Origin of the sequence: Paenibacillus amylolyticus, from assembly GCF_051136285.1 — a bacterium.
Taxonomy (GTDB): domain Bacteria; phylum Bacillota; class Bacilli; order Paenibacillales; family Paenibacillaceae; genus Paenibacillus; species Paenibacillus amylolyticus_F.
In genome coordinates this window covers 4958062-4976427 of the sequence record NZ_CP194938.1, presented here as the reverse complement: position 1 = coordinate 4976427, position 18366 = coordinate 4958062, and the positions used below count along the sequence as shown (strand labels likewise).

The 18366-nt window shown below is 44.2% G+C and carries 15 protein-coding genes; 1 reads left to right on the top strand and 14 read right to left on the bottom strand.

The features are described from left to right. Positions 1-54: 54 nt before the first annotated feature. From ACR8BL_RS21720 to ACR8BL_RS21670, 11 genes are all read right to left on the bottom strand, one after another. Positions 55-453 carry a DoxX family protein gene (locus ACR8BL_RS21720; protein ID WP_053783291.1) on the bottom strand — a complete coding sequence of 133 codons (399 nt, stop codon included), beginning with the start codon at positions 451-453 and terminating at the stop codon, positions 55-57. A 389-nt stretch (positions 454-842) separates the two neighbouring features. Then, positions 843-2393 (bottom strand): glucose-6-phosphate dehydrogenase, encoded by a 1551-nt coding sequence (gene zwf / locus ACR8BL_RS21715; protein ID WP_434749473.1) that lies wholly within the window; start codon positions 2391-2393, stop codon positions 843-845. Positions 2394-2573: 180 nt separating this feature from the next. After that, positions 2574-3395, bottom strand: a complete 822-nt coding sequence (locus ACR8BL_RS21710) for a YwmB family TATA-box binding protein (protein ID WP_434749472.1) — start codon at positions 3393-3395, stop codon at positions 2574-2576. A gap of 186 nt (positions 3396-3581) precedes the next feature. Further along, a complete protein-coding gene (locus tag ACR8BL_RS21705) occupies positions 3582-4250 on the bottom strand; it encodes a response regulator (RefSeq protein ID WP_434753204.1) in 669 nt (222 codons plus the stop codon). After that, complete coding sequence (locus tag ACR8BL_RS21700; protein ID WP_434749471.1) at positions 4192-5307, bottom strand: sensor histidine kinase; 1116 nt, start codon at positions 5305-5307, stop codon at positions 4192-4194. Before ACR8BL_RS21700 ends, ACR8BL_RS21705 begins: the two co-directional genes overlap by 59 nt. 37 nt (positions 5308-5344) lie before the next feature. Further along, on the bottom strand, positions 5345-5992 hold the full coding sequence (gene liaF, locus ACR8BL_RS21695) for a cell wall-active antibiotics response protein LiaF (protein ID WP_434749470.1): 648 nt from the start codon (positions 5990-5992) through the stop codon (positions 5345-5347). Positions 5993-6141: 149 nt separating this feature from the next. Next, positions 6142-6849, bottom strand: a complete 708-nt coding sequence (locus ACR8BL_RS21690; RefSeq protein WP_434749469.1) for a PspA/IM30 family protein — start codon at positions 6847-6849, stop codon at positions 6142-6144. 1 nt (position 6850) lies between these two features. Next, complete coding sequence (locus ACR8BL_RS21685; protein WP_434749468.1) at positions 6851-7351, bottom strand: PspC domain-containing protein; 501 nt, start codon at positions 7349-7351, stop codon at positions 6851-6853. 17 nt (positions 7352-7368) lie between these two features. After that, the gene (locus ACR8BL_RS21680; protein ID WP_434749467.1) at positions 7369-7605 is read right to left on the bottom strand and encodes a PspC domain-containing protein; all 237 of its coding nucleotides are present in this window, start codon (positions 7603-7605) and stop codon (positions 7369-7371) included. Positions 7606-7609: 4 nt separating this feature from the next. Then, entirely contained in the window at positions 7610-8281 is a 672-nt protein-coding gene (locus ACR8BL_RS21675) for a PspA/IM30 family protein (protein WP_434749466.1), read from the bottom strand. Positions 8282-8319: 38 nt separating this feature from the next. Next, the gene (locus ACR8BL_RS21670; protein WP_434749465.1) at positions 8320-8628 is read right to left on the bottom strand and encodes a LiaF transmembrane domain-containing protein; all 309 of its coding nucleotides are present in this window, start codon (positions 8626-8628) and stop codon (positions 8320-8322) included. Positions 8629-9090: 462 nt separating this feature from the next. Between ACR8BL_RS21670 and ACR8BL_RS21665 the strand changes: the two genes are divergently transcribed. Then, positions 9091-11511: a helix-turn-helix domain-containing protein gene (locus ACR8BL_RS21665; RefSeq protein WP_434749464.1), complete on the top strand. Its 2421-nt coding sequence runs from the start codon at positions 9091-9093 to the stop codon at positions 11509-11511. A gap of 129 nt (positions 11512-11640) precedes the next feature. Here ACR8BL_RS21665 and ACR8BL_RS21660 read toward each other — a convergent pair whose 3' ends face one another. Genes ACR8BL_RS21660 through ACR8BL_RS21650 form a run of 3 tightly spaced genes read right to left on the bottom strand, consistent with a single transcriptional unit; the run spans position 11641 to position 18313 of the window. Then, on the bottom strand, positions 11641-12408 hold the full coding sequence (locus tag ACR8BL_RS21660) for a thioesterase II family protein (RefSeq protein ID WP_434749463.1): 768 nt from the start codon (positions 12406-12408) through the stop codon (positions 11641-11643). A 1-nt stretch (position 12409) separates the two neighbouring features. After that, positions 12410-13267 (bottom strand): carbon-nitrogen hydrolase family protein, encoded by an 858-nt coding sequence (locus ACR8BL_RS21655; RefSeq protein WP_434749462.1) that lies wholly within the window; start codon positions 13265-13267, stop codon positions 12410-12412. A gap of 18 nt (positions 13268-13285) precedes the next feature. Beyond that, positions 13286-18313 carry an amino acid adenylation domain-containing protein gene (locus ACR8BL_RS21650; RefSeq protein WP_434749461.1) on the bottom strand — a complete coding sequence of 1676 codons (5028 nt, stop codon included), beginning with the start codon at positions 18311-18313 and terminating at the stop codon, positions 13286-13288. Between the last annotated feature and the right edge of the window lie 53 nt (positions 18314-18366).

The window sequence follows — 18366 nt, the reverse complement described above, 5'->3', positions numbered from 1 at the left end:
TCCGCCATTCAACTGGCATCCGGGTTCCTCTCATTCCTTACAGATCATTCGATTTTAGAAAATCAGTGCATCCAGCGCATATTGCCCGCCGCCTGTCAGAGCCAGTGCTACACCCACCACGAGAATTGCCAGGTTATACTCAAATCCATTCTGTGTAGACCAGTAACCGTTAGCACCGTGTACTTTCACAATGGCAATCACCATGGTCAGTGCGATCAGAATGCCGCCTACAGGTGTCAGCAGACCCAGCGCCAACAATAATCCACCGCCGAATTCAGCAAGTCCAGCCAGCAAAGCAACCAGTGCACCAGGTTTCATACCCATCGATTCAAACCAGCCGCCTGTACCTTTGATTCCGTACCCGCCGAACCATCCGAACAGCTTTTGTGCACCGTGCGCCATAAACGACAAACCAATCACCAAACGAATCAACAACAATCCTACATCCAACATCATTTTCTTTTTCCTCCATTCGATATATACAAAATAGTATTCTTAGATTAAAGATATTATGCGAAATTTTTTTCATGATCCTTGTATGTCGCAAACCCCTTCAAATGGTTTACCTTTTATCTCATGAATGCTCCCCTGCTTCGGATTCCTATAAGATGTATTGCCTGAACTCCGCAGGTCATTTGCTTAACTCTTTAACTCATGTGTCGAGTATAAGTTATCAGCTTACTTTTTGTCAATAACTTAATTTAAATTATTTTTTTTCCTTTGGCTGTACCTCTTCACTGCTCGTAAATTCCAACCCAATTTCAGGCTAAAAAAGCCCGGAAAACCGCATCCCATGCGATCTTCCAAGGCCCAATTCTCTTATGCTCCATTTCCTTATGCTCTTAACTATTCACATGCCAAATGACGCTGTCTTCATCCTGCCCGTTCACAGGCCACCAGTGGAAACCGTCCTGCTCCAGCAGCTTGGCTGTCGCCTCTGGCCCCCACGTTCCTGCCGGATACGTATGCAGTTCACCTTGATTGCGCCCCCAAGCGGCCGCGATCCGGTCAATAAAAGACCATGCTGTCGCCACTTCATCCCAGCGGGTGAAGTACGTAGAGTCGCCTTCTGCTGCATCATGCAGCAGACGCTCATAAGCCTCGGGCGAGTTGATTCCGATCATGCAGCTCTGGCAGAAGTCCATCGCCAGCGGCTGAATCTCGGAATCGGAGCCCGGCTTTTTGGCATTGATTTTGATATAAATGCCTTCCATTGGATTTACCCGAATCACGAGCAGATTCGGCTCCAGCTTATATTTTTTACCGAGGTATACGTTATTCGGCATGGATTTGAATTCAACCACAATCTCCGTCGTTTTCACCGGCAGACGTTTGCCTGTCCGAATATAGAACGGCACGCCAGCCCAGCGGAAGTTGTCTACGAATACTCGTGCTGCAAAGTACGTCTCCGTATTCGACTCCGGATCAACCTTGTCTTCCTGGCGGTAGCCCGGAAGCTGTTTGCCGCGGGACTCTCCTTCTGAATACTGAGCACGTACCACGTTGTTACGCACATCTTCATCGGACGTAAACTCGCGAAGAGAACGAAGCACCTTCACCTTCTCATCCCGAATATCCTCCGGAAACAGACGGCTTGGCGGCTCCATCGCAATCATCGTTAACATCTGCAGCATATGGTTCTGCCCCATATCACGCAGGGCACCGGAATGGTCATAATATCCGCCGCGCTCCTCCACACCCACCGTCTCTCCCAGTGTAATCTGAACGTTGGCGATATGTTTATTGTTCCAGAGCGGTTCGAAGAAGGCATTCCCGAAGCGGATTACCTCGATGTTTTGCACCATTTCCTTACCCAGGTAGTGGTCAATCCGATAGATTTCCTCTTCCTTAAACACCTCTCGGATCTGTTCATTCAGCTTCTCTGCCGATGGCAGATCATATCCAAACGGCTTCTCAATCACCAGACGATTCCAGCCCTTACTCTCCAGCATGCCGCCATCCCTCAAACTATACGACACATTGCCGAACAATTCAGGTGCGAGCGCCAGATAGAACAGCCGATTCCCCGGTATTTTGAACTTAGCCTCCAACTGTTCGGTCTGCTCCCTCAGTTCCCGGAACCCGTCGACATTGTTGATGTCCAGTGATTTGTATTCAAAATGCTCGGCAAAAGCATTCCATTCCTCAGAATCTCCTGCCGGATATCGGCAGAACTCCTGAATGGATTGCAGCAGATCGTCCCGGAACTCTTCCTGTGACCTCGGACGGCGTGCTACGCCAATAACCGCAAAGTCCTCGGCAAGTTTGCCCTCACGGTATAAACTGTAGATGGCCGGAAACAACTTTCGGCGGGCCAGATCGCCCGTTGCTCCAAAAATGAAAAATACTGCACCTGGTGTCTGCACTTCATTTTGCATCGGTTTATTGTCCATAGGCTCCTCTTTCTTCCGGGAAGACCTTTTGATCCACTGCTTCCCGAGCTATGTAGTCGTGTTCATATGCACAGTTTCTGACAAGTAACTGACAATTACCAGCAAGTCCCATCTTGGATGTGATGCCATTTTAGCATATCAACTGCCTGGATGCAGCTAAAATATCATTACCTCGATCACTCAATATTCAATCGTAATTATCGGAAAACCTACGGTAATACGAGCATCATCCTGCCCACTCACTTGATGCACGGCAAGCTGCATATTTAACAGATGAGAGCCACTTTGAATCTCTAAAGGCAGATCAGATGCCTCATAGGAAATACTTGTTGTAGCTGTATCCTCATAACGCTCAACTTCAATCACGTCCAGTTCAAGAGAGAGCTTGGCTTCCATTGCCGCCAACCGTTCACCAGCCTTTATCTCCACCCCAGCCTGAGCAGCACTTGATGAATCTGTAGTGATTTCTTTATCATTCCCTCCAGTCATCTTACTCAACTTACCCTGCACGGACATATTCCAGCTTGCTTTCAAGCCAAGTCCAGTCATTGCTTCTTCCACCTGCCCCTGCCAAGCAAGTAAGGACTGGCGATCCATATCTGCTCCTCCGGACAACTGCACAATAATATAGTAACCATCATGATCCGTATCCGCCACGTTAAGCAGTACCTCGATCTCCTTTTTAGCAGAACCCACTGTGCCCTCGCTGCGATATACATCATGTCCGGTTTGCCGAACTTTCACGGGTGCTGCCAGTTCCAGCTCCACTGCCAGCTTTGCAGCATGTGCATGTGCATCACCTTTACCTCCGGCCTGCCATTTGATCACCCACTCATCTGCTTCGTTTATAACCACACCTGCTGTATGTAACAACTGCTCTAATCCTGCTACTTCGGAAGCTTGCTTGTCTGCTACTACGTTCTCTGCATATACCTGTGTAACCCCGATTAAAATGATAATGGCTATTGCAATGACTCCTGTATTCATCCAACGTTTTAACAAGTGAATTCCCCCGTTCGCTCTTCTATTCTATGAATCTATCAACAGCATGCCCCCTCCCGCTTGACGTATACTGCCTCTATAGAACTTTCCCTAATCATATAAAACAAAAAAAGCCCATCCGCCAAGTTATAGCAGATCGAGCCTCCTGTTCAATTTACATTACATATTGCATTCTCATACGGTATCTTACTCGGCTAATCCATTCTTGTAAGCATAGATTGCCGCCTGCGTGCGGTCATCCACACCCAGTTTTGCAAGCAGATTGGTTACATGGAACTTAACTGTCTTAATACCGATAATTAGTTCATCCGCAATATCCTGGTTGGACTTGCCTTGAGCCACCAAACGCAGAACATCCATCTCCCGATCGGTTAACTCCTCATGTAAAGGTGCTGCCGCTTGTGGCTGTCTGAACCGATTCATCATTTTGGACGCCACCTGCGACTCCAGCACGGACTGCCCACGTGCAGCTGCACGAATGGCGTCAGCCACCTCATTGGCTCTGGATGTTTTCAGCAGATAGCTGAAAGCTCCAGCTTCAATGACCGGATACATTTTCTCATCGTCCAGATAGCTTGTTAACACAATGACTTTGCATTCCGGGTTAATCTTGAGCACCTGGCGAGTGGCTTCAATGCCATCCATGCCATCCATGACAAGATCCATCAGCACAACGTCAGGCTTATATTCTTGGGCAAGCCGAATGCCTTCCTCTCCACTTCCAGCTTCACCGATCACTTCGATGCCGTCTTCCGTATCAAGTACTGCAGCAAGACCTATACGAACCATCTCATGGTCATCCACGAGCAATACTCTGATCGACGTTTCCGTCTCCGTTTCGACTTCCGGTTCCATTGACATGTTCTACCTCGCTTTCATCGTTCACCAAAGGGATCGTAATCTCAATTCGTGTTCCTTTACCAGGCGCCGTCACAAATTGTATCGCTCCCCCAATCTCCGTTACTCGTTCCCTCATATTCGCCAGTCCGTATGAAGCCTGCTTCTGCTCATCCAGATCAAAACCTTGCCCGTCATCCCGAATAAGTACACGAACCGAATCCACTCTCCGCTGTAACCGAATCTCCATTTTCTCCGCTTTTGCGTGACGCAGTGTATTCGACATCGCTTCCTGCACAATCCGGAATAGATGATTCTCAATTCCTTTGATCAAGTGAATATCTTCATCCATCTCCAGCACAATCTCCATCGGCACTTTGGTTTTTAGTTCCAGCACCAGATCACGCAGTCCCTGTTCCAGATGTTTACCTTCCAGGTAGACCGGCCGCAAATGAAGTAATAACGCCCTCATCTCGGACTGTGCTACCGAAGCCATTTCCTCAATCAAAGCAACCTGACGCTGTGCCCGATCAAAATCCTTCTCCATCTTCCGGCCTACCGCTGTTGCTGTCATCGAGATCGCAAATAACTGCTGTGACACCGCATCATGCAATTCCCGTGCAAGCCGTTGTCTTTCCTCTACAATGGCTGTAATTCTTGCCTGTTCAGCCAGCTGCGCATTGTTGGTGGATAACCTCTGGAGGGAAGACACCTGATCTTCCCACTTCTTACCAATCCGGCCGAGTTGTTCACTAAGCCGACCTACATCATCCTCACCGAGGTCGGGTACCGTACGGGAGAGAGACCCTTTTTCCCATTGCAGCAAGGTTTCCCTCAACAATTCAAGCCGCCTTTTGACCCTGTAACTCTGATAAAATCCAAATATTGCGCCAATACCAATCAAGAGCAGTAACAGAGCCAGCCCGGATTGAATTAGATGACGCCAGCCTGCAAATGGAGCCAGATAACCATATGTATACAATACATACAAAATGACAGCAAACACAATGAAAACAAGGAGGATCCCTTCACGCATACTTCGGGTAACCATATCGGTATGTTTTCTGTCCTTCATATCCGGGATTCCTCCTTTTCTCATTCATTTCTTAGTACTACGGATTATGAATGTTTAAGTCGCCAACAATATACGAAATAACAAATTTTACTTTATGTTCACTGGACTCGTACCCAGGAGTTCTCCATATCAATTTATTCATCATACCACTATCCTGCTCACCCAGCAGATTGATTCGGCCAAATAGAACGGATGCCTCGATCTCCACTCCATAATCTTCGGGTAGGATCAGACGTACATTGCCCATAACACCTTGAAGCAGTACAATGGTTTGTTTCTCCTCGGGAATCGAGAGAGACAAGTCTGCGTTAACTTCACCGATGGCGTGCCACAGGCTCATGCTACGCAGTCTCCAGGAGGACTGATCCCAGTAATAACGGGCCATGAAATTTTGTTTTTTCATGACATCATCATGCAGATGAATCTTTTTGTTCTTGGAATAAAAATAAGCTAGCGATGCGAGTACAATTAAAAAGACAATCATCAAATTATCCAGCAGCAACAAGGCTGCACCAACACCAAGATAACGATAACCTTTAGGCGTTTCCCCTTTTCGAATCTGAAGCATTCCCACCGTTAACAGAATAAGTGCGGCAGCCGTCAACAGGTTCATATTCCGGTTAAAGAGCATCAAAAAACCAACGACAACAATAATGACTGCAAGCCAGTGGCTTCTTTTACTCATCTCTGCCGCACCTCCTCTGTGAGTTGATCTTCAATATTCAACGGAAAAGCCATAGCAGGCAATGAAGTCCTGTATGGCTTAACTTGTGTTCTACGAATCGTACATGATACACGATCTATAGAATATCATATTGTCCATCAAGCGAACAGTTATTCTTTAGTAGTATCGCTCGCTTCATTTTTGGAGCCGTTACCCATTTTGTTTTTCAGAGCCTGCAATTGCTGATCCACTTTGAATTGTTTCTCCAAATCAACCGGATTCGTGTACGTCGAGCCTGTATTGAGGTATGGTGCACGGGCTACATCAGCTTCAGCTTCAAGCTGCATGATCTTCTCTTCCATCCGGTGGAATCCAAGGGATGCACTTCCACTTTCAATGGAATGCAAGCTGTTGATGGAAGACATTTGTTTTTTAGCTTTAGCCATCTGTGCACGGGATACAAGTTCATTCCGTTTGTTACGCATTTTGTAGAACTCATCTTTCATGTCGTGAAGCTGTTGCAACAGATCTTTTGCCTGTGCTTCAGATTGAGCATGCAGCTCACGATATTCCGTAATTTTTTGATCGAAATAGATCTTCTCTTCCAGCAATTTACGAGCTACTTCTTCCTGACCATTCGACAGAGCTGCTTCGGCTTGGGACTCGCGCTGTACCGAAGTACGTTCTGCTTCATCCAAACGTTGCTTCATACGGCGCTCATTAGCCATTTGTTTAGCTACAGTTACCTCAGCCTCATGAATTTCGGCCTCCATATCACGCAAATACTGGTTCAACATTACAATCGGATCTTCAACTTTATCCAACATTTCATTTACAGATGCCTTCGTCATATCCTTAATCCGTTTAAATACTCCCATTTTACTTTTCTCCCTTCTCGTAACGAGATAGTTTTTGGCGAAGCTCTTCCACTTCTTTTTTCAGTGCCTTTTTCTCAATATCTTTCATCATGGAATCCAGTTCACTTTCTTGCTGAATTCCTGTTCCGTAAGCGTTGTTGTCATAGGAACGTGGGCCGGGTTGCGGTCTGCTGTTATATCCCGGGCCAGGGCCAAAACCAGAACCTGGTTGATTAGGATTGCTGTTAAAAGGATCTCTTGGTGCCTGATGATCATAACCACCATACCCTCTGTCAGGGCCAGCACCCGGGCCGTAACCATATGGATTATATGGTGGATACGGCTCTTTCGGTACCACGAGAGCGGCGATGAAGTAAATTAACAACGTCGTGCCCCCGGTTGCAAAGATACTGATGACGAAGATGATCCGCAGCAGCGTTGAATCCATTCCAATTGCTTCGGATATGCCGCCGATTAGACCGGTCATCATTCGGTCACGCGTTGAGCGATACAGTTTGCTCATGTGCTTACTCCTTTCGTTTACTTATAACTTCTCCCATGATAGGAACCAGATCCGTACGGATCTGCATAATGAGGTTCCTTGGGTACAACCAATGCCGCGATGAAGTAGATGAATAGAGATGTACCCCCCGTTGCGAAAATGCTGATGAAGAAAATGATCCGTAGCAGCGTAGAACTAAAACCAAGATTTTCAGATATGCCGCCGATCAAACCTGTCAGCATACGATTACGCGTTGAGCGGTATAATTTATTCATGTGACTACTCCTTTTTATCGTTATTTAGCTTTTGCTTCAAACGCTCCAGCTCTTTGTCCAGTGCAGAAGATGACATGCCTCCAGATAATTCCGAACCATCCTGGCCCATCCGGCGGATTTCCCGGAGACTTTGTGCTTCATATTCAAGATCAGAAACTTGATCATCCAACTTGTTAAACATACCAGGTACGTTTTGACCACTATAGTTTCCTCGCTGATTCATTCGTTGCTGTAATTGGATCGTTTGCATACGAGCGTAGTAATATTGGCGTTTACTATACACATTCTGATACTCTGCCTTCAACTGACTGATCTGCTCATCAAGTTCCTGCAATGCGGCAGCACTCTGCGTATATAATTCATTGTATTGATCCATTTTTTCCTCATGTAGAATTTTCTCCTGCAGAGCCAGCTTGGCGAGATGTTCTTCACCTGCTTTCAAAGCCATGGATGCCTGTTCTTCTCGTTTGTTAACCATAGCTGCTGCCTGATCTGCCTGCTGTTTCATTTGTCTTGTATGACTTGCATACTGATGTCGAAGCTTTTCGGCTTCTCCAATGTCTTGGCGGGTCGAGACCAGGAACTGATCAATCAGTTTAACGGGATCCTGACTTTGCTCCAAATGTTCGTTCAGACTAGCTACGGTAATATCCCGCATTCGACGAAATACACTCATTATGTTCTGTCCCTCCTTTTACTTGATCGTAACCTTACTCAATAGCGGCGACGTGAGTTGCGATTGTTGCTCAGCATCGAGATACCAAAGATAATCAATCCAATTGCGATAATCGGCCCGATCAGCCAAGACAGTTTTCCTATCAGAGATAAGATACCGATGATAAGAACGATCCATCCAAGCGTTACATTTCCTCGTTTAACTCCGTAATACCCTAGTGCAATCATCAGGATCGGAATCAGGTAACCCATCAGATGTCCAAGCAATGGTGTTAACTTTCCGAAGAGGATCAGTACACCAATTGCAATCAACACAATCGCCCAGCCATTTCCCTTGTTCATTCTCATAATTGTTGTTCACCGCCCTTCTCGTTTTCTTTGTTTTCCATTTCAATATTCGCTTGATTCGGGTGTTCAAAACTCGCTTGTTTTTGTTTCCGTGTTTCTTGTTTAACCTTATGTCCTTATTCTAGGGGATTTTGCGGCTTTTCAAAACAGACTACGGACGGTTTTTGATCCTAGACTCAGGTCGGGGATCACCTTCGACCTCGGACTATCCGCGGGCTAGACCTGATATATTTACTGCCTTACTTCACTCCGAATACCTGTTATTACCCGTAAAAATGGTGACACTTGACGGAAGTCTTGCATGCTATTATGAAAGACACCGTTATCCCTATATGTACGTGCATTACACATTTCCGTTTCTTAAATTACTTTTTTATCCAAATAAACAAAATTTAGATTGTTCTAATTGGAAGCGTTTACTAAAATAAAGAAGAACGCTATTATCCATCAAGGAGTGAACCTGTGCGAACGATAAGTTATCTCCACAAAATGATAATCTTCGGGCTTCTGTTAAGTACAGTCCCGATCCTGCTAACGGGAATTGCTGCTTTTATTTACTCTTCCAGCCAGTCTGAGTTGCATCGGACACAAGCAAATGAACAGCTGCTCGAACAGCTACAGTCCAATGTAGAGCATAAACTCGCTACAGTCAGTTATATGCTGGACCAAGCTGTGCGTTCCCCGATCACACTTCGTTCTCTTGCAAACTCTAATTCATTGGAACGGATCGGCCAGTTACAAACGGACGACGTACAGACAGAGTTCCAGCATATGAAATCTTGGGAACCTCTGCTGGATATTATCCTGGTCAACCAATCCAAAGATTGGCTTATTAATCATGCGGGGCTCTACGCAAACACTAGCTTCCCTTTATCACTGCCAATGAAAGATCTGATTGCGAATACATTGACTTCCGGATGGCAACTCGCCCCCTCGTCCATTTTTAATAATGAAGGTGATAACGAGTCCCGATTCTCCGGTCGACGTATTTCAGGTAAAGGCTGCATTTATCATATTACGCTTGCAAGAGCGATTGCGGATGTGAGTGCATCATCTAATGCAGCGTTAGTCGCTGGAATTCCGGCGTGTTATATGCAACCCCCCCTGGCGCAATCTCCAACGACGGAAGCTTCTGCCTCTGGTTTGATTATTATAAATCGGGAACAACGGGTCATTGCTCACCCAGATGCATCTTATATTGGACAACCTATGTCTGCCATAGGCCTGATTGATCGAAAAAACGGGGAACACATTCAGGCGTTAACACCTGTCATGTACTCAGAGGCTTATGCTGAGCGTGAAGTACAGGTTGCCAATGCAGATTATTCCCTAACCTACAGCCCATCTACATTAAAAGGCTGGACATATATTCTCATCTCGCCCGAGAACACATTGACTAGAGACTATATCAAGATCGGGTTCCATACGCTGTATATCAGTATGGCCATACTCTTGCTTTCTCTGCTTCTTGCCTGGCTGGGTTCCAAACGGATGCTCGCACCAATTCGTCGGATTCTTGCTCAATTAGGCGATAATATCATCGTAAAAGGGCATTCTACGTTGCCGCAACAGGCTGTGAGTTCACCTAATGAGCTAGATCAGATTCAAATGGGTGTCACACAGTTATCCAATGCACGCTCTCAATTGGAATCTACTTTAAATCAGCAGCAGATACAGATTCGCACTTATTTTATGATCCAGCTGCTTCAGGGTAGAAACTGCTCCAATACATTACATGACACATTACGAGAACAAGGTTATACCCCACAGCTTTCAAGGTGGCAACAAATTGCCGTCATTGCCCTTCAACCTGAACTGATGAGCCACTCCAGATACACCATGGAAGACCGCTCTTTGCTCTTATTTGCAATCCAGAACATACTTGAAGAAACCCTTAAACCTGATCAGCAGTTGCTTCCGATTGTACTGGAACAGAATGTTGTAACGGTGGTTGGTAGTCACGAGGAAGATCTAACGCTGTTTTCAAAACCACTTTTGCTATTGATGGAGCAATTGCAGCAGCAGATTAGTGAGGTTTTGGATCTGAAGGTCAGTATCGGCGCAAGTCAGCCACGTCGTTTAATGAAACATATCCCGCAGGCATACAATGAGGCTATTGATGCCTTGAAACATCGGATGCGGCTTGGGACAGGAATAATTGTGCAATACGAACAGCATGATTTGTCTTCCGCAGCTTGGGCCATGGCTTATCCGGAAGCACTGGAGTATTCACTGCTCCAGTCTATACAACAAGCTGACGAGGCTCTGGCATCCACACAACTGACCGAGTTGCTTGAGACGTTATTTTCTCTGGAATGTACTCCGGAAGAGTACCAGGCCGCATTGATGAGGCTGTTGACACATATCTTGCAGTTAACTCAAGAATCGGGCATTCGGCTCGCTCAGATCAGTCAGAGCCACCGCTCCCTTTTCCAAGAGTTGTTTGTTTTGCAGTACGCAGCTGAGGTCGAGCATTGGTTCAACCACCAGGTGATCCAGCCTGTCATTCAACTTTTCAAAGAAAGACAGGTTGCACAATATCAGCTCATTTCAGAGAAGATCATCGCTATCATCCAGCAGGATTATGACAAAGATCTTACGCTAGACGAATGTGCTACGCGGCTTCATTACAACGCTAATTACTTAAGCAGTGTTTTCCGCAAAGAAACCGGGGCTTCATTTAGTGAGTATCTGACCAGATATCGACTGAAAACTGCCAAAAGATGGCTGGATGAGAGTGATTGGACGGTGAAAGAGATCGCCGAACGGCTTCGCTACACCAATCCGCAAAACTTCATCCGTTCCTTTCGGAAATGGGAAGGGGTGACTCCTGGAAGATACCGGGAGCGTAAGAGACATGCTGATTTTTCAAGTAAAGGTTAGACCCTGGAAAGGTACAACACCGCGCTGTCAAAACTCAACGTTGATCCTTTGACTGTCACGTCAACCTTCTATAGAAGAAAAACAACATTCAAGGAATTTCGTTCCCTTGAATGTTGTTTTGAAAAACCGCTATGAAGTAGAGACAACGGAATAACATAAACGTTGCAAATAATCAGCCAACTTGTTCCATTGATTACTCATATAGAAATGATTGCCCGATAATTGGACCAGTTCAAACTCTTTTTCGGTTAATAATGCCCACATCTGCATGTCACTTATGTTCACTCCGAAATCCTCTGTTGCGTGAATGCCATAGATTGGGACCGAAATTTTGTAGGCTTGGGTTAAGCTAAAATTTCTGACTGCCACCAGATCATTACGAACAGCTGGAATGATCAGCTCCAACATCGTTTTGTCTTCCAGGACCATATCATGCAATCCACCGACAGATTGCAGATATTCGATGACGGACTCATCATCATCCAATTTTTTATATTTTTTATTATCCTTTCTGGTCGGGGGTGTATGACAAGACACAACCAGTTTCTCTATGGAGGTCAGCATATGAGCATTACGATGTAACATCTGATAAGCAATCAGAGCTCCCATACTATGTCCAAATAAAATGGTCCGTTTGCCCCCGTCATCCATTGATCTGAGCACATCGGTTATCCTGTCAGCATAATCATCAATATTATCGACCATATCCTCCTGAAGTCGTTCTTGTCTTCCTGGATACTGAATGATGATACACTCCACATCAGCACTCAAAAATCCCACCAGGTCTCGATAATAATTGGCATTACCACCCGCGTGTGGTAGAATCACTAATCTTACAGACGAACCAGCATGATCACGAAATGTTCTGATCCATTTTTTTGCTTCATTCCATTGCATTTTAGTTACCCACAATGGTCTTGATCACATAATCTTCTTTATTAATATCACGCGAATCAGCAAGCATCATTTCTCCTTTTCTTGCTTGATTCAGAAGTGCAGGGTCCAACTCAGCGATCAACAGTTCAGCTTCATCTGGAGAACCATCCACAATATTATCACCCAGAGGGTTCCATACTCCGCTATGTCCACATGCATCCCAAACCCCTGTTTTCCCTACATGATTGCACATTGCTGTAAAGATTGTATTATCCAACGCACGGGCTGGAAACCATACTCGTGACTCTTTATACCCCATTCCTTTGCTAAAAAGAGAACTACCCATATATACATGACAGCCATTTTGAGCTAAAGCACGAGAATGTTCAGGAAAACCAGCATCATAGCAAATCCCCATACCAACATTCCAGTCTTTAATGGTAACGATAACCTGCTCATTATTGGTACTAAAAATTTCTTTCTCCGTTTGAAATAGATGTGACTTATCATATACACCTACTTCTTCACCACTGGAATCAATAATAATTGAAGAGATAAAAACCTCCTGTCCTCGCTTAACAGGCGTTCCGATGATCGCCCAGATTGCATACTTTTTGCATGCCTGACGCAGCTTTTGAATTCGTGCATCATTCAACTGAATCGTATGTTCAGTCAAATTAGATTTGACGATATCGGGTACATAGCCAGTGAGATATTTTTCAGGAAACATGATGATATCCACATTATTTTTTCCAGCTTTCTCAATCATGTCATAAGCCCTGTTCACATTTTCTTCGATATTCCCGTCCACCGCAGAACACTGTGCCAGCGCAATCTTTAATTTCTCTGTTGGAAAAACATCTTGTTGCACATCTATCATATATAGCTCCTCCTAAATTTAAACGATCCCCTTCTCACTCCAGGTTCCTTGAATATACTTCACAACCTCGGAAGGAATACTTCTCAAGAAGTAATGCCCGCCTGTTTCAAACTCGAATAAATCAACTTGGTCGATCCAGTTGCCCCAGTTGAACCATAGTTCATCATAACCCTCTGTAATCGGATCATCCTTGGCAATGACAATGGTGGTAGGTGTATGAACTAATTTTTCCATGTTATTCCACAGTTTTCCCAAATAAGTGTTGGCTTCGATGGAATCATGTTTAAAAATCTCGACAAGCTTGGACTCGTAACCATCACCCAAAGATGACAAACTGCTTGTACCACTCCACTCCGAATACAGCTCAGCTATATCCGAGAACTTCAGGTGAGTCGCATTGTTGACACGCAATTCACAGTCTGCCTGGCTAATCATATTTTTGGCTCCTAAGAAGAGTTTCTTCGGATACAGGTTTTTCGCCTCTAGTTTTCTGACAACTTCGAGAGCCAACGCGCTACCAACACAATGCCCCCATACCATGAATGATTTATCTTTCATCGCTGAAGATATTTCTTCAACCAGGCGATTCACTGTGTCATCAAAACGAACCAAAGTGTTGTTTTCCAGGTTAGGGTCGTGGCCCGGTAATTCAACAGCAAAAACAGATAAATCAACGTTACACCTTTCAAATTCTTTTGCCATTGGAATAAAGTTCAGGGCATTCCCCCCGGCATACGGTATAAATATGATGTTCTGTTTCGAATCACTTGATTTGCTTAAGCATGTTAGAAGATTAGCATCATGAAGTGTTTTCTTTTCCTTATTAGCAAGTTCACTTGCAAGTTCAAAGAGAATTGATTTTTGCATAATTTGTTTCAAAGAAACATCCTTCTTCAAGAAAAGAGACACTTTCATCGCCGCTAAAGAATTGCCGCCAATCATGAAGAAATCATCATCCCAGTTGAGATCCTCTTTGGATTTTTTGAGGACATTGGACCAGATATCTTTAACACGATCTATCGCTTTCTCTAATTCTTGATCAATTTCCAGGTGCAAAGGCTCTTCTTCATGTTTCAATGTAGGTGATTGCGATGTATTCGCATAGGTGTTGAATTCGTCTAGCGTTCCCTCCTCCAATTGCACATGATGGCCTTCCGTTGTGCGGTTAACCATTCCCTCAAGGATATCCACAAAAATGCGACCAAAAAACGTGATATCTTTCGTGTCATATTTGGAGGTGTGATAGTGCAGACTCAATTCGATTTCATCTGTGTAAAAATGTCTTGAGTATTCGATTCGTAGCGGGAATTCTGTAATCGCCGCTGCTCTTACATCTATATTATCAAAACCTGGAAGACCGCGTAAATCCTTCAAGGAATAAAAATGTGTAAAATTAAATACCGTTTCAAACAAGATATCTCTTGAGGACAGGTCTTGTTTTACTTGTGCCATCGGATAACGTCTGTAAGGCAGAATGCTGGCTTCCACATCATACACATTCAAGATCAGGTCCTTCCAACTAAAACTGTTCTCCAGATTCACCCGGAATGGCATCGTATTCAGAAAGACACCTAATGCATTTTCTGAACCCAGAAGTTCAGGTCTACCCCCAATTTCATATCCCATAAATACGTCATCTTTGCGTGTCAGGATCGAAAGAAACTTTACATGGGAGGCGAGCAAAATATCTTTAACAGGCACTTTAAGGTCTTTAGCCAGCTTCACTAGCTTTTCCGAGAGACCCTCGGGTAATTGAATATCCTGAAAGACGACTTCATTTCCCTTCCGTGTATTTTCCTCTCGACGACGTGGGATAAAACCTTCTGGAACATCCTTCAGCATATCTGCCCAAAATTGTTGATGTTCTGCCGAATTGACCGCTTGCTGCTCTAAGTAGATAAATGTTCGATTGTGATTGTTACTTTCGAGCAGTCCGTCACGGGGATCAAGCCCGCTCATCATGTCAAAATACGTTTTGAACAAGAAGGTATGGACTTTATTCATGCTCCACCCGTCCAGGGCTGAATTATGCTGGCTTATACTATATTTGTACTTGGAATCGCTTAAGATATGGAGGTGGAGCTGAACGAGTCCGGGTTGATCCCACTCAAAGGCACGGTGCTGTTCTTTCCAGAACCACTCCTCATACATATCCTCTTTCTCTTTTTCCGTTTGCAGACCACGCAGGTCATACACATTTAAAGGCAATTTATCGATCTCTTTGTGTACGATTTGAAGGTACTCCGAGTAATGTTCAAGATCGTAACTTGTTCTGAAAATCGGCTGAGTATCCACTAACAATTTAACGGCTTTTCTAAACGTAGGCACATCGATGTTGCCATCAATCGTATATGTCACGATATCATGATAGTTGTTATCACCTTCCATAATATTGCTTTGATAAACCAGTCCGGACTGCAGCATGGACATCGGATACGCATCTTCAATTTCATCCGGAATTCGAACTCGATCTTCCTCTTTAATCAATTGAAAATTCGTAATCTGTTTATTCAGATCATCATCCTGTTTAGCATTCAGATCTACATGTTTAATCAAATCCTGGATGGTAGGATACTTAAACAATTGCTGAAAAGTAAAGCTCAGTCCATTTTTATGTGCAAGTGCAACAACGGACACAAAATTGATGGAGTTTCCACCTAACGCAAAGAAATTTTCATTGACACTTATATCCGAAATGCCTAATACATCTTGCCAGATTTCACTCAGGAGTTTTTCTTCTCTCGTTTGTGGTGAAATTTTCGCCTCGACACCTCTAACCTTACTCATGTCAATTAGCGACTTCCTATCGACTTTTCCGTTTCTCGTCAGCGGAAATTCACGAAGGATGAACGTTTTTTCCGGGATCATATATTTAGGCAATTTCTTCGCCAATTGTTGATTAATATCGTTCACGTCCAACGTTACATCCTTTTCGATGACAAACGCATATAAATGCAACATCTGGTCCGCTTCCAAATTGGTTAATACCAGGGCATCACTAAGATCAGGCAGATCGGTCAAAGCCGTTTCAATCTCGCCCAGTTCGATTCTGTAACCTCTCACTTTCACTTGACGGTCATTCCGGCCAAAGTATTCGATGGTTCCATCATGTCTGATTCTCGCTAAATCCCCGGTTAGATATACTTTCTCTTCTTCCAAAGACGGCAAATCAACAAAACTGCTCGCCGTTTTCACATGATCATTAATGTATCCTTTTGCAACACCTGTTCCCGCGATCGCCAATTCCCCTACCATCCCGACCGGTCTTAATCTTCTCTGCGGGTCCAAAATGTAAATGCGAGTGTTATCAATCGGTTTACCAATAGGTAAAGGATTTTCAGCAACAGTTGTTCTATGCCACGTCACATCTACCGTGGCTTCTGTTGGACCGTACAAATTGATGAGCTCGACGCCAGGCAACAATTGATGAAACTTTTCGACGTGATTTGGAGACAACGCCTCTCCACTACAAAAAACTCGTTTTAACGTCTGAATTGGGCCATACGATAAAGAATTATCCACATAATCCAAAAATGCGTTCAACATGGAAGGCACAAAATGCATCGTTGTGACCTTATTGGCTTCTATCGCTTTAATAATTGCAATGGGATTCGCTTCTTCATTGGCTGGTAGAACGGTCACCCGGTTGCCAGTAATAGCCCACCAAAAAATCTCCCATACGGAAACATCGAAGGTCGAGGGGGTTTTATGCAAGATCACATCATTTTGATCTAATGTAAACTCATTTTGCATCCATTCCAGTCTGTTAATGACACTCTGATGTTTGATTTCAACCCCTTTGGGCGTTCCCGTAGAACCGGATGTGAATATGACGTATGCCAAGTCTTCAGGGGAAATGGTGACGGTACTATACTCAAAATTTGTTTTGTATATTTCACTAATCTCGAATCGATTCGTAGGATTCATCTCAATACCTGAACGATGCTTGTCCAGATATAAGACAGTTTGGCAATTAGCTTGTTTCAGAATCACTTCATTTCTCTCTTGCGGGGCTTTGGGGTCAAGAGGAAGATACGCTCTGCCAGAAAGAATGACACCAAAAACAGTGACCAGGAAATCAGTGGAACGCTCGCACAATACAGCAATGATCGATTCAGATTGTTCCGTATGATGTTGAATGAATGCAGCAACTTGCTTCGCCTTATGTTCTAAGTCTTTATACGTAAAACCTTGCTCATGGCTTACGATGCTCTCACTTTTCTCATGTGTACGAAAAACACGCTCCATCAAGCTCACTAAACTATCGGAGTCCGAGAATTGTTTCGCAGTCTGGTTTAACATGTCATAACCTGCCGCATCCTCTTGTTGAAATAAATCAGTGGATTCCATGCTCTCGTTAGCATGAGCTGCGATCCATTCAACGAGGTAAGCTATTTTTGCGGCCATATGATCCAGTGTTTGGATCATGTAGTGAGAAGACTCTCCCGCCACAGTAAGTTTCCAGTTGTCTCCATCCGTGTTCTCAAAATTATAGGACAACAGATTCTTCTGATATATATCTTGCAGATCCTTCGTTTGGTCCTGATTTTGAATGATATTAAGTTGGATCGGTGTAGATGGAACAATCAGGTCTGTTGGATAATCTCCATACTCCTTGTTATTCAGCATTGTTCTTTGAAGCTGATTAAACGTCCCTCTAAACGTTACCTCTTGCTGAATTTCAGCTTGAAGCGGAAACTGCGAGATCCCCTCCCTGTCATATTCGGCGAAACCGATCAAGAGATCGTTATCCACCCCATTTTCAATGGCATACAACAAGGTGCACACAACCAGAGTAAATACTTCACTTGAATTGGATATGTCACATTGTAAAGCAATACAAAGCTTCTCTATATCTGTTGCATGAAGCTTGATATGTGAAAGATGATAATGCCCGGTACGTGAGTCTGATCCTATTTTTCGATAGTCAGGTAATAAGTTGGTTGGGATTGCTTCTTGTAATGACTCTTTCCAATACGCTCCAGCTGCAGGCATTTTTAATGCGGCAATCTTTTTTTGACCCAGCGTTTTCTCTTTGGTTATCATATGAATCTCCTTTTCATTATCGACTATTCACATTCATATCTTATAATAAATAC